This is a genomic window from Sphingomonas pseudosanguinis (assembly GCF_014196255.1).
GTDB classification, from domain to species: domain Bacteria; phylum Pseudomonadota; class Alphaproteobacteria; order Sphingomonadales; family Sphingomonadaceae; genus Sphingomonas; species Sphingomonas pseudosanguinis.
Window position 1 is genome coordinate 1 of sequence record NZ_JACIDH010000024.1, and the last position, 14313, is coordinate 14313.

The window sequence follows — 14313 nt, forward strand, 5'->3', positions numbered from 1 at the left end:
TGGGCCGAAAACCTCGAACTCGACACCGATGGCTTCACGCCTCTGCTCGCCAAGCCGCTACCGTGAATCCGTGGCCCGATAATGCACAGGGGCCAATCAGCGCGACGCCGCTTTCAGAATGTGAGACGATGTAAATCGAGGAGAAACCATCTGATGTTTTTCGCTATTCTTGCAGCGGCTATACAGGTCCAGGCTGCTGCGTCTCCCGGCATTCCACCCGCGCCCAAGCCGCTCCCGCCTTTCTCTGCTGATGTCGAAGCTGTTGCGCGTCTAAAAGGCATGAGAGTATTCGCATCTTACGAGACGTGTGGTGATGCCCGCGCTCGCAGCAACGCACGGGCTGTTGAAGCGTTCGGCACCCCACAACACTCTGCCGCGTGGGAGGAAGCAACCGTAGCATTGAAGGCCGCGCTCGTTGCTTGTCAGGAACAGCGACAGGCTTTACGTGATAAACAGGACCTCATGGAAGATGTCGCTGTAAACGGATCATTACACGATCGAGACTTGGCCGCTCGACAAGTCGAAAGTATTTCATACGAACTTAAATCTATTGAGCAATACTACGTAAACGAAACTATCCGCTATAGACACCTTGTTGTGATTGGCTGGGGCAGTCCTCACTGCGACGCCCACCCGGACGGCTACATGCCGCCTTCAAGCATATGCAAAGCTGGCGAAGACCCGTTCAAACCGTAACCACATACCCAATCCCGGCCGTTTGATCGGTGGATGACGTGATGGACTCTATCGCCCGATCGAGGGCATTCCCGAAATTCGATCCTTTTTGAGTGGGATTTGGCCAGCGCGGTTCGGCTAGCCGTGAGGCTAATCAGCTCCGTTCAGCCGCGTCCTCTTGTGCGACGGCCTCAACATCCGCAGCTGGCGCCTGCACGACCTCCAGTGCCACATTTGCAATCTCGGCCGCTGTCACCTGCAACTGGGTTATCGGCGTTGAGCTTGTGTCGACCCGGTCAAGGCCGCTCTCAGAAATTTTGACCAGGAAACGGTCGACATCGTTGAGGATGACCAGCTTGATAGACTGGTCCTCGTCGAGCGCGAGCTGCTGAACCGTGCCCTCATAAGCCACGATAAAGCCGTCGTGGCTGGTCTTGGTGAGCACATAGGCGACGACGAAGGAGTCGCCTTTTTTGACCGCCTGCACGGCGGGATTGAGCCATCCGAACGCAATGGGGTCCGTCTTGCCACTCACGGCGTCGCGCTGCACGATCCATTGGGCGATGACGCCTGTTACCACGCCGACGAGGAGCATCGCCGAGAGCCATGCCTCCAATGCGAGGTCCGTCGCGCCTCGGGCATCGGAAGCACCCCGCAATAAGGCGCGGTATATGTTGGGATCGAAGTCGACACCAACACAGAAGCCAGTTGTCTGGCACCAAGCCGCTTGCAGAGCGAAGAAGCCCGTTCCTAGCAGATGTCCTACAATGGTGCCGAAGACCACCATGAACAGCGTCAGGGTGGAGTTTGGTCGATCCGGCGACGGGCTCAGGAAGTCAGTTCGTTCGCCGGCACGCCAGCCAGCCCAGAAGCACAGGCCCGGGAAGATCAGCAGCAGAACGAGAAAAAGCGAGTAGCTGAAGGCCAAGCCAATTATGCCGTGACAGGAATCGAGCTGTCCTGCTTGTCGCTATCGGCGGCCGCATTAGCGCTCACGACGTACACGCCGTTTTCGACGCGCGACGCCTGTCGCACGGCCTGCCATGTGCCGTACCTGCTTTTGACCCGGCGGGCCAAACGCATCGAAGTGCTGGTATTCACGCGCATCCTGATTCTCCAACATCCGAAATACATGTTGGTTCACCCAGCGTCCACCCAGGCTGAGGGCACACAGGACACTCTCGTGCAGCGGTTACCGGGTGTCTGCCTAGAAGCACTTAAAACTCCGTCCCAATTGGGACTGTCGACGGTACCCTGACTGAGTGAGCGTCTGTTAGCGTATATCTGGGTCCGTTCTATGTACCGCCCCGGATTGGTCATGAGCTTCGCGGATGCGCATGACAGTCTGACGGCTGGTGCCGAAGCGGGATGCGAGTGAGTTGATGCTTTCACCCCGGCCAAGGGCTTCCAAAATCTGTGACCGTTTACGGTCGTCTATTGATGGGGATCGGCCCAGCCGCCTCCCCTCCGCTCGCGCTCGAGCCAAACCGGATTGCGTGCGCTCTATAAGGAGATCGCGTTCAAACTGGGCGACTGCGTTGATCACGCCCATTGTCATGCGACCGGCCGAGCTGGTGAGGTCGACTCCGCCCAGAGCCAGACAGTGAACCCGAACCCCCATGTCGTCGAGTTGGCGGACGGTCGTGCCGACGTCGATTGCGTCTCGCCCCAAGCGGTCAAGTTTGGTCACCACTAGGACGTCGCCCTTTTCGAGGCGGTCCAACAGGCGGGCAAATCCCTTTCGCGCGCGAGCAGCGACGCTGCCAGACACGGTTTCCGCAATGATCCGATGTGGCTCGATCACGAAACCAGCTGCCGTGATTTCTTGGACCTGGTTTTCGGCTGTCTGACCAACGGTCGATACCCGGACGTATGCGAAAGTGCGTGCCAAGAGTGGTTTTACCTGTCCGAAAAGGATGTCCGGATCATATTGCCTGTCCAGAATGCTGCAAAGCTATTTTATGGACATACCCGCTACAGAGTGTCCGAAATCGATCTATTAAAGCCGTACGGGGGGATGACGTATTATTTAAATCTCGAAAATGCATAGCCGCCGTAGATACGGCCAATGGTCTGGCCCAGCTTTCGATTATGAACTTCGTGATGCTCATTCGCCCAAGTCACGATGCCTAGATTCGTTTCCCAGTCCGCCATGTGATGGCCTTCAAGATTGGGTGTGCTTTGACCTGGCGGGATTTTCCATATGTCTGGTGCGACATCGGCCAAAGGCACCACGGGGCCAACTGCACCCTTTCGAACCATGGGTTGACGGTGTGGGTCGACTGCTACCCAATGGCGCTTGGCAAAGGTGTTGGTGCTGCCACCTTGCAGCAAGCTGGAGTCGATCTGCAAAATGATCCAGCTATCGCCTCAATGCTTCATCAATGTCAGTGTTTCGGCCAAAGGGCTCTTTAAGAGGCCTGCGCCCATCGTGTCGGCGCGTACCGCCGCACCGGCTGCGACGAACCATCGACGCAAGACGCGTGGATAGGTAATCGATCCAAATTCATCCCTCGGTGTCACTGCGCCGACATCAACCGGCCGGGTCGATGCGCTCAGGCAAGACATGGTCATCCAGTCGATATCGTTGATATGTCGCCGGCGCGGAGTGGCCGCACGGGCTTGGCGCAGTTTGATAGCCGCCGGAATTTCGCCATCGGCACTCGACAGACTGAGCGCCGCATTGCGATTGCCAAACCGGAAACGACCACGTTCCCACAACGAGATCGCATAGGTGACATAGATGTCCGGCCGATCATGGATCAGGCAGTATAAAAAGACGGCAGGCCCGCAATAGGATGTTTCGAGTTGATCGGGCAGCTTGCCATCGAGCCGCGCTTTGATCTGACCGGCAAAATCGTCGCGGGTGATTGGCCAGCCGGCAGGACTGCGTTGTAACGCGGCATGGCGTTTGATGTCTTTCACGCGGCCGATCTCGATGAAGCGCAGGAGTAACGCTTGCGCGGCCTTCAACCGGGCTGCGTTTCCGCTGATCATGGCTTACTCTCCCTCAGGAGATCGTCGATGCGGTTCGACAGGGCAGCGTTATCATTGTCAAGGGGATCATGCGATTGGTTGGCCACGTCGGACGGCCCTCGTGACTCGGCAACCGCTGGCGCCGTCCGTTGGACCCGAGCTAAACGCTCTTCCGCCAAGGCATCCTGCCAAGCCCGCACCCCTACGCCGGCGCTGATACCGGCAAGAATGAAGCATGCGGCCACAAGCGCTCCCGGATAAGTTTCGCCTACAGGATGCACATTGAATTGCGGAGGGGGTGGACCGAACCGGTTGGCGATTGCGGTTCCCGGGCGTCCGACCAGGGCTGCACCGCCTACAAGGGCCAGACCCAGCGAACTCCACACAACGGCATCACCGCCGTGTCCGAGCCAGCGGATCCCGGCAGTGACCAACAATGCTGCAATACCCAGGCCAACGGCGAGCACCAGCCAGCCGCTCTGATCGCAATCGTGAACGCGCCGGACGGTTTCAGTGATGAGCTTCGCCGCGATCAATCCCAGCGCAGCATAGATGCCGGCCACAGCATAACCACCCAGGTGGGCGAGCAAGTTGGCGGCGATTACGGTCAGTCCAAGCGCCATGGCGAACCACGCCATCCACCGGATCCGAGAGGCGCGCGCAGCAAAGGAGAAAAATCGGATCAAACCCAATGCCACGCTCCTTACATCAGCTTCTGGGTCAGAACGTATAGCATATCAAAGGGACGCAAAGACTTTGCTGTTATATTTAATCAATACCATCATGAGCATCATCGGCCGTGACAATGGATTGCAAATTGTCGATGCCGTTTCGGATCGGTTGATAAAGTAGCCTGGAATCGTCGAGCATGCTGGCTGGCGTGGGCGTAATCCAGTCAGCACCGCGGAGGGGATAGGGGCCGTAGAAAAGGTCACCCAACGCACGCCGGTAATGAGCATTCATCCAGCGACGTCGCCGATGCTTGGGTACATCGTGGATCATATGGCAGCGCTGGCAAAGCGCGGCGAGCTTTTCGAATCGGCTATCGCTTGGATCATGATGAAGGTGCGCGCAGGCCAGCACTACCGATGTCCATCTGCCGACTGTCAGGATGTCCTCGGCCGGGCGGCGAATCCGGCGCCCCTCCCCGCTTCGCCAATAGAGACGCTGTGAGTCCCACCAGCGCCCATCGCCAAGGTGGAACACCCTTTCGTTATGCCGTCGTCCGCAATGCTCGCAGCATCCCTTGGCCCGGACAAAGCGAACGAAGCGGGAGATGTGCTTCCAGTCTATGGGATAGAGAAAGACATGCTCAGGCCGGATCGGCATCGGCCAGCTCCGACGGCATTTCAGGCACGCTGGCCATGGACCCCACCGCGCCAGCAATTGCGGCAGGTAGAAATCGATAGACCGTCCCGCGCGATATGCCGAGCTCGCGGGCGATATGCGCCGGGCGCATGCCGCCAGCCGCCAGCTGCCGGACCGCCTCCGGGTCAATGCGCGGTTTGCCGCCTTTATAGACGCCGCGCGCCTTGGCCGCCGCGATGCCTTCCGCCTGGCGCTCTTTGCGCAGGTTCGTCTCGAACTCCGCGAACACCCCCAGCATGTCGAGGAACGCCTTGCCAGCCGCCGTCGTCGTATCGATCGGCTGCTCGGTGGCCTTGAGTGCCACGCCCCTGCCCTTCAGCTCATGGACGATGTCCTGCAGGTCCTTCATCGATCGTGCCAGCCGGTCGATACGCGTGACGACGAGGGTGTCACCTTCGCGAAGGAAGTCGAGCAGGATCTGCAGCTCGGTCCGCCCGCCGCGATCGGTGCCCGACTTTTTCTCCGATCGGATCGTCTGGCATCCAGCCGCTCGCAGCGCGGCTTCCTGAATGCCCAGATCCTGATCGAGCGTCGACACGCGCGCATAGCCGAAAAGTGTCATGGAGGCCCTTTCTGTTCGATCAGCTTCTAGACCCTCGGCGGCAACTGTTCAATATCGCTGCAAACGACCCTGATCGGACGCTGCGGGTGTTTCATCGGCCGTGTCCCATCACGGTATACCTACATTGACATATGCACGATGACACCCTGGAAGTATCTTCCCACAGCCTAGTTGTGTCACATTCTTTCTTCTGGCATGTTCCTAGCTCGATACCGACTGGAAGGAGTGCGAAGGTGACATCAAAATCCATAGATATCAACGTTGCCGGTAATGGCCGCATGGTTCTTCCAGCATCGGTACGAAAGGCGATGGGTCTACATGGCGATACGAAGATCATCCTAACGGTCGAGGATGATCAGGTGCGCCTGTCCCCCATTGGTCATGGCGTATCACGCGCGCAGGCACTCTATCGAGCACATGCCAAACATGCCCGCACGACCGACGACTTCCTGGAAGATCGGAAGGCGGAAGCTGCCGCTGATCACGGTGAGGACACGTCCGCTGCATCGGATCGAGACGCATAATGGCATCCGTCGTTCTCGACGCATCCGCAGTGTTGGCGTTGGTCCGAGATGAACCCGGTGCCGACAAGGTCGCCCCCCACATCGGGCGCGCAGCGATATCGGCGGTCAATCTTCAGGAGGTGATCAAGGAGCTGCTGCTCAGTGGCCTCGACGAGCCGACCACCCGCGAATTGCTCGACGAGCTTCGACTAGACGTTCACGCCCACGATACCGAAGCGGCCTATGCCGCCGCGGCTCTCCATGCCCAGACGCGCCAATATGGTCGTGGACTAGGTGACCGATCATGTCTCGCGCTCGCTGTGCAGCTTGGGGTCCCTGCCCTCACCGCCGATCGTGAGTGGAAAAAGGTGAAGGTTAATAACTTGAAGCTTGAGCATATCCGTTAGTTTGAGGGTTCAGGCGTGACTATGAACCGCCCCGTGTTTGCCGGAGGCCGTGGGTTGTGAGTTACGCTGCCATATCGAGGTTCTCCGCGGCAGCATAATATTGCTCTTCGGCTTCGGCAGGCGGGATGTTGCCGATGGGCTCCAGCAGGCGACGATGGTTGAACCAGTCGACCCATTCGAGCGTGGCATATTCGACGGCTTCGAAGCTGCGCCACGGCCCACGCCTGTGGATCACCTCGGCCTTGTAGAGGCCGTTGATCGTCTCCGCCAAAGCGTTGTCGTAGCTGTCGCCGACGCTGCCGACCGATGGCTCTATCCCGGCTTCGGCGAGGCGCTTGGTGTACTTGATAGACACGTATTGCGACCCGCGGTCGCTATGATGGATGAGGCCGCCGCGATGGGCCGGCCGGCGGTCGTGGAGAGCCTGCTCCAGGGCATCGAGGACGAAGCTGGCGTGCGCCGTTCTGCTCGCCCGCCACCCCACGATCCGCCTGGCGTAGGTATCGATGACGAAGGCGACGTAGACGAAGCCCGCCCAGGTCGCGACGTAGGTGAAGTCCGACACCCACAGCATGTTCGGCGCTGGCGCATAGAACCTGCGGTTGACGTGATCCAGCGGGCACGGCGCTGCCTTGTCGCTCATCGTCGTGCGAACCGGCTTCCCCCGGATCACGCCCTGTAGACCCATATCGCGCATCAGCCGCTCGATGGTGCAGCGGGCGACCGGGAAGCCCTCGCGCATCATCTGCCGCCAGACCTTGCGGACGCCGTAGACCGCGAAGTTCTCGGCGAACACGCGAGCCACTTCGGGCTTGAGAACCTGATCCCGCTGCGCCCGCGCCGATAGGCGCATTGGATCCTGCCGCTGCGCGACACGCTCGAAATACGTCGATGGGGCGATCGGCAAGACGCGGCAGATCGGCTCGACCCCATAGGCTTCACGGTGATCGTCGATGAAGGCGATCATCGCCGGAACGGGCGGTCGAGCTCCGCCTGGGCAAAATATGCGGATGCCTTGCGGAGGATCTCATTGGCCTGGCGCAACTCGCGGACTTCGCGCTCCAGCGCCTTTACCTTGTCGGCGACCTCCGTCGGCACGCCAGCGCGCTTGCCGCTGTTCACCTCTGCCTTCTTTACCCACTCATGCAGCGTCTGCGGAACGCAGCCGATCTTCTCGGCAATGGAAACTATCGCTGCCCATCGCGATGGGTGATCGCGCTCGTGGTCCAGCACCATCCGTACCGCTCGCTCGCGGACTTCAGGCGCAAACTTGTTCGTCGTCTTGCTCATACAGGCTCCACCTTCTCAGGAGTTGGAGCCTCCGACAAACCCGGGGCGGTTCACACGCCGCCTATCTGGCGAGCTGGCTTCAAGCCCTCCGCAACGACAAGCGTTGCATCTTCACCGCCGCGACGCAGGCGCAGGCCGCAGCCGATTGGCTCTTGAGCCGCATGGCAATCGAGACCGCCCCCGAGCTTGAGGAGGCGGCATGATCGAGGACGACGACACCGGTCCCGAAGGGGGCCGGGCGGTCGCGAGCCGGTTGGTCTATGACTCCCGCATCGCGACCGTCGACGAGGCGACATTCAACGAGCTGGTCGCGCTGATGCGCGACGGGCGACTCAGGAGGCCGCCCACACCCGAGACGCTGTGGCGACGCGCTTATCACAAGGCGATGTTCGCGCGTCGGTTGGTCGGCGTTCAACCTGATCTGTTCGGCGCGAAGTCCGTCACGCACGTGCACCGCACCAAGCCCGGTCCCGTGTCGGACTGGACCCCCGAACCCCTCGAGGTGAAGCTGGCGCGGATCGCGCGCGACCCGCAAGCGACGTTCGGCATCGGCCGACCGGCGTTATCGCCAGAGGAGCGCCGCGCCGTCATCGACGGCGCGGCAAACTGGCTTCGCATTGCGCAGCGCGTCCGCATCGTCGGATCGTTCGCCTCCTATGACGGTCGATCGGAGCGCCGGGTCGGGCGCAAGGGCGTCATCTGGCGTTTGTGCAGCTTTGTCTTTGGGGACCACACCTATGTTTATCTCGATCCGGTCGGGGGCGAGCGCGCCGAAAAGATCGCGATGGTGGACCTGCGCGACGTCGAGCCGATCGACGACAAGCTCTTGGTACCCGTTTCCTCCATCCAATCGCCGTCTTAAGGTTTGTTCATCATGTAATAACCCTAACGCCGCTCACCCATCTGCGCGTCAACTTCGAGGATGCCAGCGCGCGCCATCTTACTGGCGAACCGATCAACTGAGACACGCGGTCGGGAGTATCCCTCGGCGTGGCACCTTCACCGGCCTTTGAAATGTAGGCAGCGTCGTCAGCGCCTTCCGGGCCAAGGCGCGGCAGTTTCGCCGTCGGGTAATCTAACGGTATTAGGGTCGCTACGACGCGTAGTTATTTCGCCTCGACAGTTACTTGTGTGCTGCGCGTAGCGCCCCTGCGGGGCATCTATGGAACACACGACGTTCGCCCTTGTAATTTGTCGCGTCAATCCGATCAGCAGATCGGGCAATTACCTTATAGGTGCGACGCTCCTGCTGGGTCGCAAAGGAGGCAAACGGTGGGTGGGCATGTGTGTAGTCGATTGCAGCTCCTCGATCCTCCCAGATGCCGACCGCGTGGATCTCCGATGCAGGTAATGTCACCTCAGCATAATAGCCGTCTGCCGTGAAGACCCATGCTTCGCCGGCCGAGCAACTCGCTTTCTCACTGAGACTCCAAATGCCGGGCAAAGGGGCAGCTGCAGCGGGAGCGGCCTGGACAAGAAGAAGCGAGACAAGAATCATGGTCAAAGTCCAATCTGCAAGGTGTTGCCGGTGATCCCGAAGGCCCCTCGATTAAAAGCGGAAACGAAGACGAGCATAAAGCGTCGCGCCATTAACCCCAAACGGTGCGATGTTCGCATATGGGAAGATTCCGTTGTTATCTGCCCCGGTACTGCCAGCGGCAACGCTGGCGGCCGTCGATGCAATCTGCTTTTCGGGCATGACATCGAGCAGGTTGTCAGCGCCCACGATCAACGTGGCATATTCGGTGACATCGTAGCTGACTTCCATGCTGGTAATAACCGCGGGACGGAAATGCTGGATGATGTCAAAGCTGGTGCCCGCGGCATTGGCTGGAACGACAGTGGTGTTGTAGCCGGGTGTGAGCGCTGCGACCTGCGCTGCGGTTCGGCCGGTGAGCGCGACCTGGGAGACCTCGCCGAAATAGGTGTTGTTCAGTCCCACCGCGAAGCGTCCGGAACGCCAGTTGAGATCGAGCGTCACCTTGTCCTGCGGGATCGAGTTGGTGAAGCGAACCTGCTGGGTCAGGTCGAACAGAACGGTCGAAATCCCCAACGCCGAGAGCGCCGGCGGCGTGCCAGCGATGCGGCGGAACTTGGTTTGCGCAAAGGTGCCGGCCAGCGTGGCGCTCAGGTTGCCGCCAGCGAGCGGCGTACGCCAGGTCAACGTCGCATCGACCCCCTTGGTCGTCGTGTCCACGGCATTCGTCAGATAGGAAACGGACTGATAGCCGGGCTGGCCGTTGGCGGCGAGCAGGTTGGTCAGTGCGGTCGCAGTGAAGGTGGATGAGAGCGCGATGCGATCGTCGATCCGGATATTGTAATAGTCCATCGAGAAGGTCAGCCGCGTACCCGGCGGACTGATGACCACGCCGGCGGTCATGTTCCTCGATCGCTCGGGCTGAAGCGGCGTCCCGCCGATCAGCGGTGCAACCGGGTCCGACACCGGAATGACGCGAACTCGCCGTGGTTCACCGTTTAGGAAGATGATGTTGGTGTTGCTGGTGAAGCTCTGCTGCAACGCCGGGGCACGGAAGCCGGTGCTGTAGGCGCCGCGCAGGGCTAGGCCTTTGATGATTTCGAAACGCGTGCCGGCCTTCCAGTTCCAGGTGTCGCCAAAGTCGGAGAAGTCCTCGTATCGCAGCGCTCCGTCGAGCGTCAGTCGATCGAAAAACTCCTTCTGCACCTCGGCATAAACAGCCTTCGAGTTGCGGGTCGCATCCACTGTCTCGAACGGCGCATAGCCACCAGCTGGCTGCGCACCAACGGGCGCGGGCCTTCCCGCATTGGGCCCATCGAGGATCGGTACACCGCCATTGGCATAGCTGTCCGGTTCACCGGCGAAGATGCGGAAGAACTCCTTCCGATATTCGAGCCCAAATGCGACATTGAGTGGCGCGCCGTCGCCGAGATCGATTGGCAGGGAAAGGTCGAGGTTGCTGGTCCACTGGCGAAAGCGGGTACTGCCGCGATCGAACTCACGCTTGCTCGCCGTTCCTTGCGACGCGTTGAGGGAGTCGCGGTAGGCGAGCGACTCAAGCGCGTTGCCGAAGGTTGAGGAGAGATCGTAGCGCAGCTCGCCGAGCGCGCCGCGAACGCCACCAGCACCGGACCAGTTTTCGATCGTGATGCGTTGCAGGGGCAGGAAGCCATCAGGATATATCGCACGAACCGTCTCGTCCTGCCCGGCACGGCGGAAGAAGTTGTACGCCGTGCCTTCGAGGTTGCTGTAGCCACCGAAGGCGTAGAGTTCGGCACGATCGCCAGCCAGCGGCAGCTTGGCGTTGGCGAATATTTGACGGTTCTCGTAGGCGGGCTGCCCGAAAACCCAGACGTCGCGATTTACCGTTGCCTCGCGCGGATCGAGCGTTCCGTTGGAGGGGGTCAAACCGATGCCCGACCCAAATTCCCACTCGGCAGCACGGGCTGGCCTGCTGCGTTGCGGCCGAAATACTGCTGCCTCGTGTCGGGTCGTGCGCGGTCGGTGATCTCCTGCTTCTGATATTGCGCGGTGACGCGCAACACGCCCTCGCTGCCCAGCCGCATGCCGCCGCCTGCCCAAGCGACATACGTTTCCCCGTCGCCGCGTGTCGTCTGCCGGTAGCTGATCGTTCCATCGACACCAACACGATCGTCGAGCTGCATGTTGATGACCCCGGCGATTGCGTCAGAGCCATATTGCGCTGATGCACCGTCGCGCAGCACCTCGACGCGGCCAAGCGCACCTGCAGGAATCGCATTGAAATCATAGGCGATGTCGCCGCGACCGATCGTGTTGCCGAGGTTGAGCTGGGAGCTGGTATGGCGCCGCTTGCCGTTGACCAGCACCAGCATCTGTCCCGTTGAGAGTCCACGGAGCGTCGGCGAGGCGAGGAAGTCGGCAACGCCTACCGCAACCGGGCGCGGCGTACTGAAGCTGGGTACCGCCACCTTCAGCATGTCCTGGAGTTCGCTGGCACCGCTGGACGTCAGCTCCTCCTTGCTGATCGTATCTACCGGGTTCAGCGATTCAGTCGCCACCCGCCCGCCGAAGCGACTGCCGGTGACGACGATGTCGGCGCTTGCCTGCTCGTCGGACTCGACTGGTGCGGTTTGAGCCTGAGCCAACGTGGCCCACACTAGCGAAAGTGACACCGCGGTGACTGATGTCCCGACGCGGAAAGACCTGAAAGTGCGGGTCATGAACTCTCCCCTCTTGCGCGTGAAGCGCCTCCTGCTGGGAGCGTGCACGGCCCTTTGAACTGGGCGCGGTCAGTGCCCGTGTCACATCCCTGTCACCAATCATGGAAGCTGGACCTAAAAACGCTATAGACGTCTGGGAACGAGTCCATACGTAGAACTTATAGGAGCTAGCGCTTCAATGAACTTTCGTCAGTTGGAGATTTATCGCGCCGTGATGATGAGCGGGTCTGCCTCGCGCGCCTCCGAACTGCTCAATATCACTCAGCCTGCGGTCAGCCGTTCAGTTGCAGACCTCGAGCAATCGGTCGGGTTCGCGCTGTTCGATCGAGTCCGCGGTCGGCTGGTTCCGACGCCGGAGGGCCAGATGTTCTTCGGCGATGTGATAGCGAGCTTCGTCGGCCTGGACACGCTTCGATCTTCTGCCGCGCGTATTCGGGATTTCGGATCGGGCAGGATCCGCGTGGCGAGCCTAGCCGCACTAGGCTCGACGCTGGTGCCGCGGGCCATCAGCGCCTTCAACAAGCAGCATCCCGAAATAGCCATCACGCTTCAGGTCCGCTTTTCCTCTGCCGTCAGAGATTCAGTCGCGAGCGGGCAATTCGATGTCGGGCTCGCAGCCGACGAGATCGACGTATCCGGTGTCGAGCATCGGCCCTTTCAAAGCATCCGCGCCCTGTGCGCGCTGCCACCCGGTCATCCCCTGCAGAGTCGAAAGGCGATCACTCCCGCCGATCTCGACGGTCAGCCCTTCGTCGCGCTCTCTCCAGAAGACAGGGCCCGCGCTCGCCTGACTCAAGCACTCGAGAAAGCAGGTTCCAAGCCACGCATCCTGGTCGAAACGCCCTATACGAGTACCGTCTGCGCGCTCGTGCTGGAAGGGGTCGGGCTCGGTATCGTCAATCCCGGCGCGATCGACGGCTTTCCAGAGCGGGGACTCGTCCTCAGGCCGTTCGAGCCCGAGATCTTCTTCAAGACCTTGCTGTTGTTTCGCCCGGACGCGCAACGCGCTCAGATCGTCAAGGACTTTACCGCAGCCCTTCTCGCGGCTCGCCATCGCAATCCTATAATTTAAACTCATAGAGGCGTGCCTGACGGGTGATTGAGCTTCTATCTTCTCGCGCTCATGATGGTCCGAATGCAGAAGGGGCAATCATGAAGGATCTCACTCAAGTCGTGCACCACCCGAAGGTGAGCCATGAGGGGTTCGCCAGCTTGACGGTGCCGACCTATCGCGCCTCCACCATCGTGTTCGACGACGCCGAGGCGTATGCGAACCGCAAGTACCGCGGGCCCGACGGCTACACATACGGCCTACACGGCACGCCTACCACCAAGACGCTCGAAGCGCAGCTCACCGCGCTGGAACAGGGTGAGCGCACGGTGATCGTGCCGTCGGGGCAGGCGGGCATCACGATCGTCTTCCTGACGGTGCTACGGCAGGGCGACACGGTGCTAATCCCAGACAATGCCTATCCGCCTGTCCGCGGCTTCTGCGCCAACTATCTGGAGCCACGCGGCATTCATCACCGGGTCTATGATCCGATGATTGGCGCGGGCATCGCCGAGCTGATCGACGACACCGTGAAGCTCGTCTGGACCGAATCGCCGGGTTCGACGACGATGGAGGTGGGCGATCTGCCCGCCATAGTTGCTGCCGCCAAGGACAAGGGCGTGCTGACCGGCTGCGACAACACCTGGGCGACTCCGCTACTGTTCAAGCCACTCGCCATCGGCATGGATTTTTCGATGGAGGCGCTGACCAAGTATGTCGGCGGTCACAGCGACATCCTGCTTGGCTCGATTTCGGTTGCCGACGTTGCCTGGCACCGTAAGCTCAAGGACACGACACGCATGATCGGCATCGGCGTGTCGCCCGACGACTGCGCGTTGGCCTTGCGCGGTTTGGAGACTATGGGCGTGCGCCTGACGCATATGGGCCGGGTGTCCACCGACTTCGCGCAGCGGCTGAAGACGCACCCCGCCGTCGCAAGCGTGCTGCACCCGGCCCTGCCCGACTGTCCAGGTCATGAGTTCTGGAAGCGCGACTTCAAGGGCGCTAGCGGCGTGTTCAGCGTCGTGCTGAAGCCCGGCCTCGACGCGGGGCTCGATGATGCGCTGTCGGCGATGAAGACGATCGCCATAGGCGCGTCCTGGGGCGGCACACGCAGCCTGATCGCGCCGATGTCGGTGGAGGGGGATCGCACCGTCAATCCTTGGACAGAGGAAGGCCGCATTTTGCGGATCAGCGTCGGGCTGGAAGATCCCGAGGATCTATGGACCGACATCGCAGCGTTGTTCGATGCACTAGTCCCCGCCGGCAAAGGCGCCTGATCCGATGCGGCGGGGAACAGCA

At 60.8% G+C, this 14313-nt stretch carries 18 protein-coding genes and 1 other annotated feature; of the genes, 7 read left to right on the plus strand and 11 right to left on the minus strand.

Features of this window, described 5'->3' with window-relative positions; genetic code table 11:
• Window positions 1-153 precede the first annotated feature (153 nt).
• A complete protein-coding gene (locus GGR48_RS16410; RefSeq protein ID WP_183952917.1) occupies window positions 154-696 on the plus strand; it encodes a hypothetical protein in 543 nt (180 codons plus the stop codon).
• 133 nt (window positions 697-829) lie between these two features.
• On the opposite strand, the gene GGR48_RS16415 is transcribed toward GGR48_RS16410, so the two are convergent.
• From GGR48_RS16415 to GGR48_RS16450, 8 genes are all read right to left on the minus strand, one after another.
• Window positions 830-1603: a hypothetical protein gene (locus tag GGR48_RS16415; protein ID WP_183952918.1), complete on the minus strand. Its 774-nt coding sequence runs from the start codon at window positions 1601-1603 to the stop codon at window positions 830-832.
• A gap of 5 nt (window positions 1604-1608) precedes the next feature.
• Window positions 1609-1782, minus strand: coding sequence for a hypothetical protein (locus GGR48_RS16420; RefSeq protein WP_183952919.1), 174 nt, complete (start codon window positions 1780-1782; stop codon window positions 1609-1611).
• Between the two features lie 166 nt (window positions 1783-1948).
• Complete coding sequence (locus tag GGR48_RS16425; protein WP_183952920.1) at window positions 1949-2566, minus strand: recombinase family protein; 618 nt, start codon at window positions 2564-2566, stop codon at window positions 1949-1951.
• A gap of 134 nt (window positions 2567-2700) precedes the next feature.
• Window positions 2701-3027 (minus strand): hypothetical protein, encoded by a 327-nt coding sequence (locus GGR48_RS16430; RefSeq protein ID WP_183952921.1) that lies wholly within the window; start codon window positions 3025-3027, stop codon window positions 2701-2703.
• A gap of 18 nt (window positions 3028-3045) precedes the next feature.
• The gene (locus GGR48_RS16435; RefSeq protein WP_183952922.1) at window positions 3046-3672 is read right to left on the minus strand and encodes a hypothetical protein; all 627 of its coding nucleotides are present in this window, start codon (window positions 3670-3672) and stop codon (window positions 3046-3048) included.
• On the minus strand, window positions 3669-4349 hold the full coding sequence (locus tag GGR48_RS16440) for a DUF805 domain-containing protein (RefSeq protein ID WP_206362446.1): 681 nt from the start codon (window positions 4347-4349) through the stop codon (window positions 3669-3671). The genes GGR48_RS16435 and GGR48_RS16440 overlap by 4 nt, the downstream gene beginning before the upstream one ends.
• Window positions 4350-4419: 70 nt before the next feature.
• Window positions 4420-4980 carry a hypothetical protein gene (locus tag GGR48_RS16445; protein ID WP_240455944.1) on the minus strand — a complete coding sequence of 187 codons (561 nt, stop codon included), beginning with the start codon at window positions 4978-4980 and terminating at the stop codon, window positions 4420-4422.
• Entirely contained in the window at window positions 4964-5581 is a 618-nt protein-coding gene (locus GGR48_RS16450) for a recombinase family protein (protein ID WP_183952924.1), read from the minus strand. The genes GGR48_RS16445 and GGR48_RS16450 overlap by 17 nt, the downstream gene beginning before the upstream one ends.
• Before the next feature lie 233 nt (window positions 5582-5814).
• Here GGR48_RS16450 and GGR48_RS18340 point away from each other — a divergent pair, with 233 nt between their 5' ends.
• Both GGR48_RS18340 and GGR48_RS16460 read left to right on the plus strand, forming a co-directional pair.
• Window positions 5815-6105 carry an AbrB/MazE/SpoVT family DNA-binding domain-containing protein gene (locus GGR48_RS18340; protein WP_183952925.1) on the plus strand — a complete coding sequence of 97 codons (291 nt, stop codon included), beginning with the start codon at window positions 5815-5817 and terminating at the stop codon, window positions 6103-6105.
• Window positions 6105-6491: a type II toxin-antitoxin system VapC family toxin gene (locus tag GGR48_RS16460; protein WP_183952926.1), complete on the plus strand. Its 387-nt coding sequence runs from the start codon at window positions 6105-6107 to the stop codon at window positions 6489-6491. Before GGR48_RS18340 ends, GGR48_RS16460 begins: the two co-directional genes overlap by 1 nt.
• A 61-nt stretch (window positions 6492-6552) precedes the next feature.
• Here the strand turns inward: GGR48_RS16460 and GGR48_RS16465 are convergent.
• Window positions 6553-7781, minus strand: a protein-coding gene (locus tag GGR48_RS16465; RefSeq protein WP_183952927.1) for an IS3 family transposase whose coding sequence is annotated in 2 segments (ribosomal slippage) — window positions 6553-7493 and window positions 7493-7781 — 1230 coding nt in all. Because the reading frame shifts where the segments join, the coding sequence is not laid out codon by codon here.
• Window positions 7384-7500 (minus strand) — a sequence feature (AL1L pseudoknot). Its footprint overlaps the gene before it by 117 nt.
• On the opposite strand from GGR48_RS16465, the gene GGR48_RS18345 reads away from it, so the two are divergent.
• A complete protein-coding gene (locus GGR48_RS18345) occupies window positions 7697-7984 on the plus strand; it encodes a zincin-like metallopeptidase domain-containing protein (RefSeq protein ID WP_183952928.1) in 288 nt (95 codons plus the stop codon). The genes GGR48_RS16465 and GGR48_RS18345 overlap by 85 nt on opposite strands.
• Entirely contained in the window at window positions 7981-8643 is a 663-nt protein-coding gene (locus tag GGR48_RS16475; protein ID WP_183952929.1) for a hypothetical protein, read from the plus strand. Before GGR48_RS18345 ends, GGR48_RS16475 begins: the two co-directional genes overlap by 4 nt.
• Before the next feature lie 687 nt (window positions 8644-9330).
• Here GGR48_RS16475 and GGR48_RS16480 read toward each other — a convergent pair.
• A complete protein-coding gene (locus GGR48_RS16480) occupies window positions 9331-11166 on the minus strand; it encodes a TonB-dependent receptor plug domain-containing protein (protein ID WP_206362445.1) in 1836 nt (611 codons plus the stop codon).
• Entirely contained in the window at window positions 11163-11960 is a 798-nt protein-coding gene (locus GGR48_RS17985; protein ID WP_206362444.1) for a TonB-dependent receptor plug domain-containing protein, read from the minus strand. Before GGR48_RS17985 ends, GGR48_RS16480 begins: the two co-directional genes overlap by 4 nt.
• Before the next feature lie 178 nt (window positions 11961-12138).
• Here GGR48_RS17985 and GGR48_RS16485 point away from each other — a divergent pair, with 178 nt between their 5' ends.
• Together GGR48_RS16485 and metC are read left to right on the plus strand one after the other, a co-directional pair.
• A complete protein-coding gene (locus tag GGR48_RS16485) occupies window positions 12139-13032 on the plus strand; it encodes a LysR substrate-binding domain-containing protein (protein ID WP_183952930.1) in 894 nt (297 codons plus the stop codon).
• A gap of 23 nt (window positions 13033-13055) precedes the next feature.
• Complete coding sequence (gene metC, locus GGR48_RS16490; RefSeq protein WP_338110488.1) at window positions 13056-14291, plus strand: cystathionine beta-lyase; 1236 nt, start codon at window positions 13056-13058, stop codon at window positions 14289-14291.
• The last annotated feature ends 22 nt before the right edge of the window (window positions 14292-14313 follow it).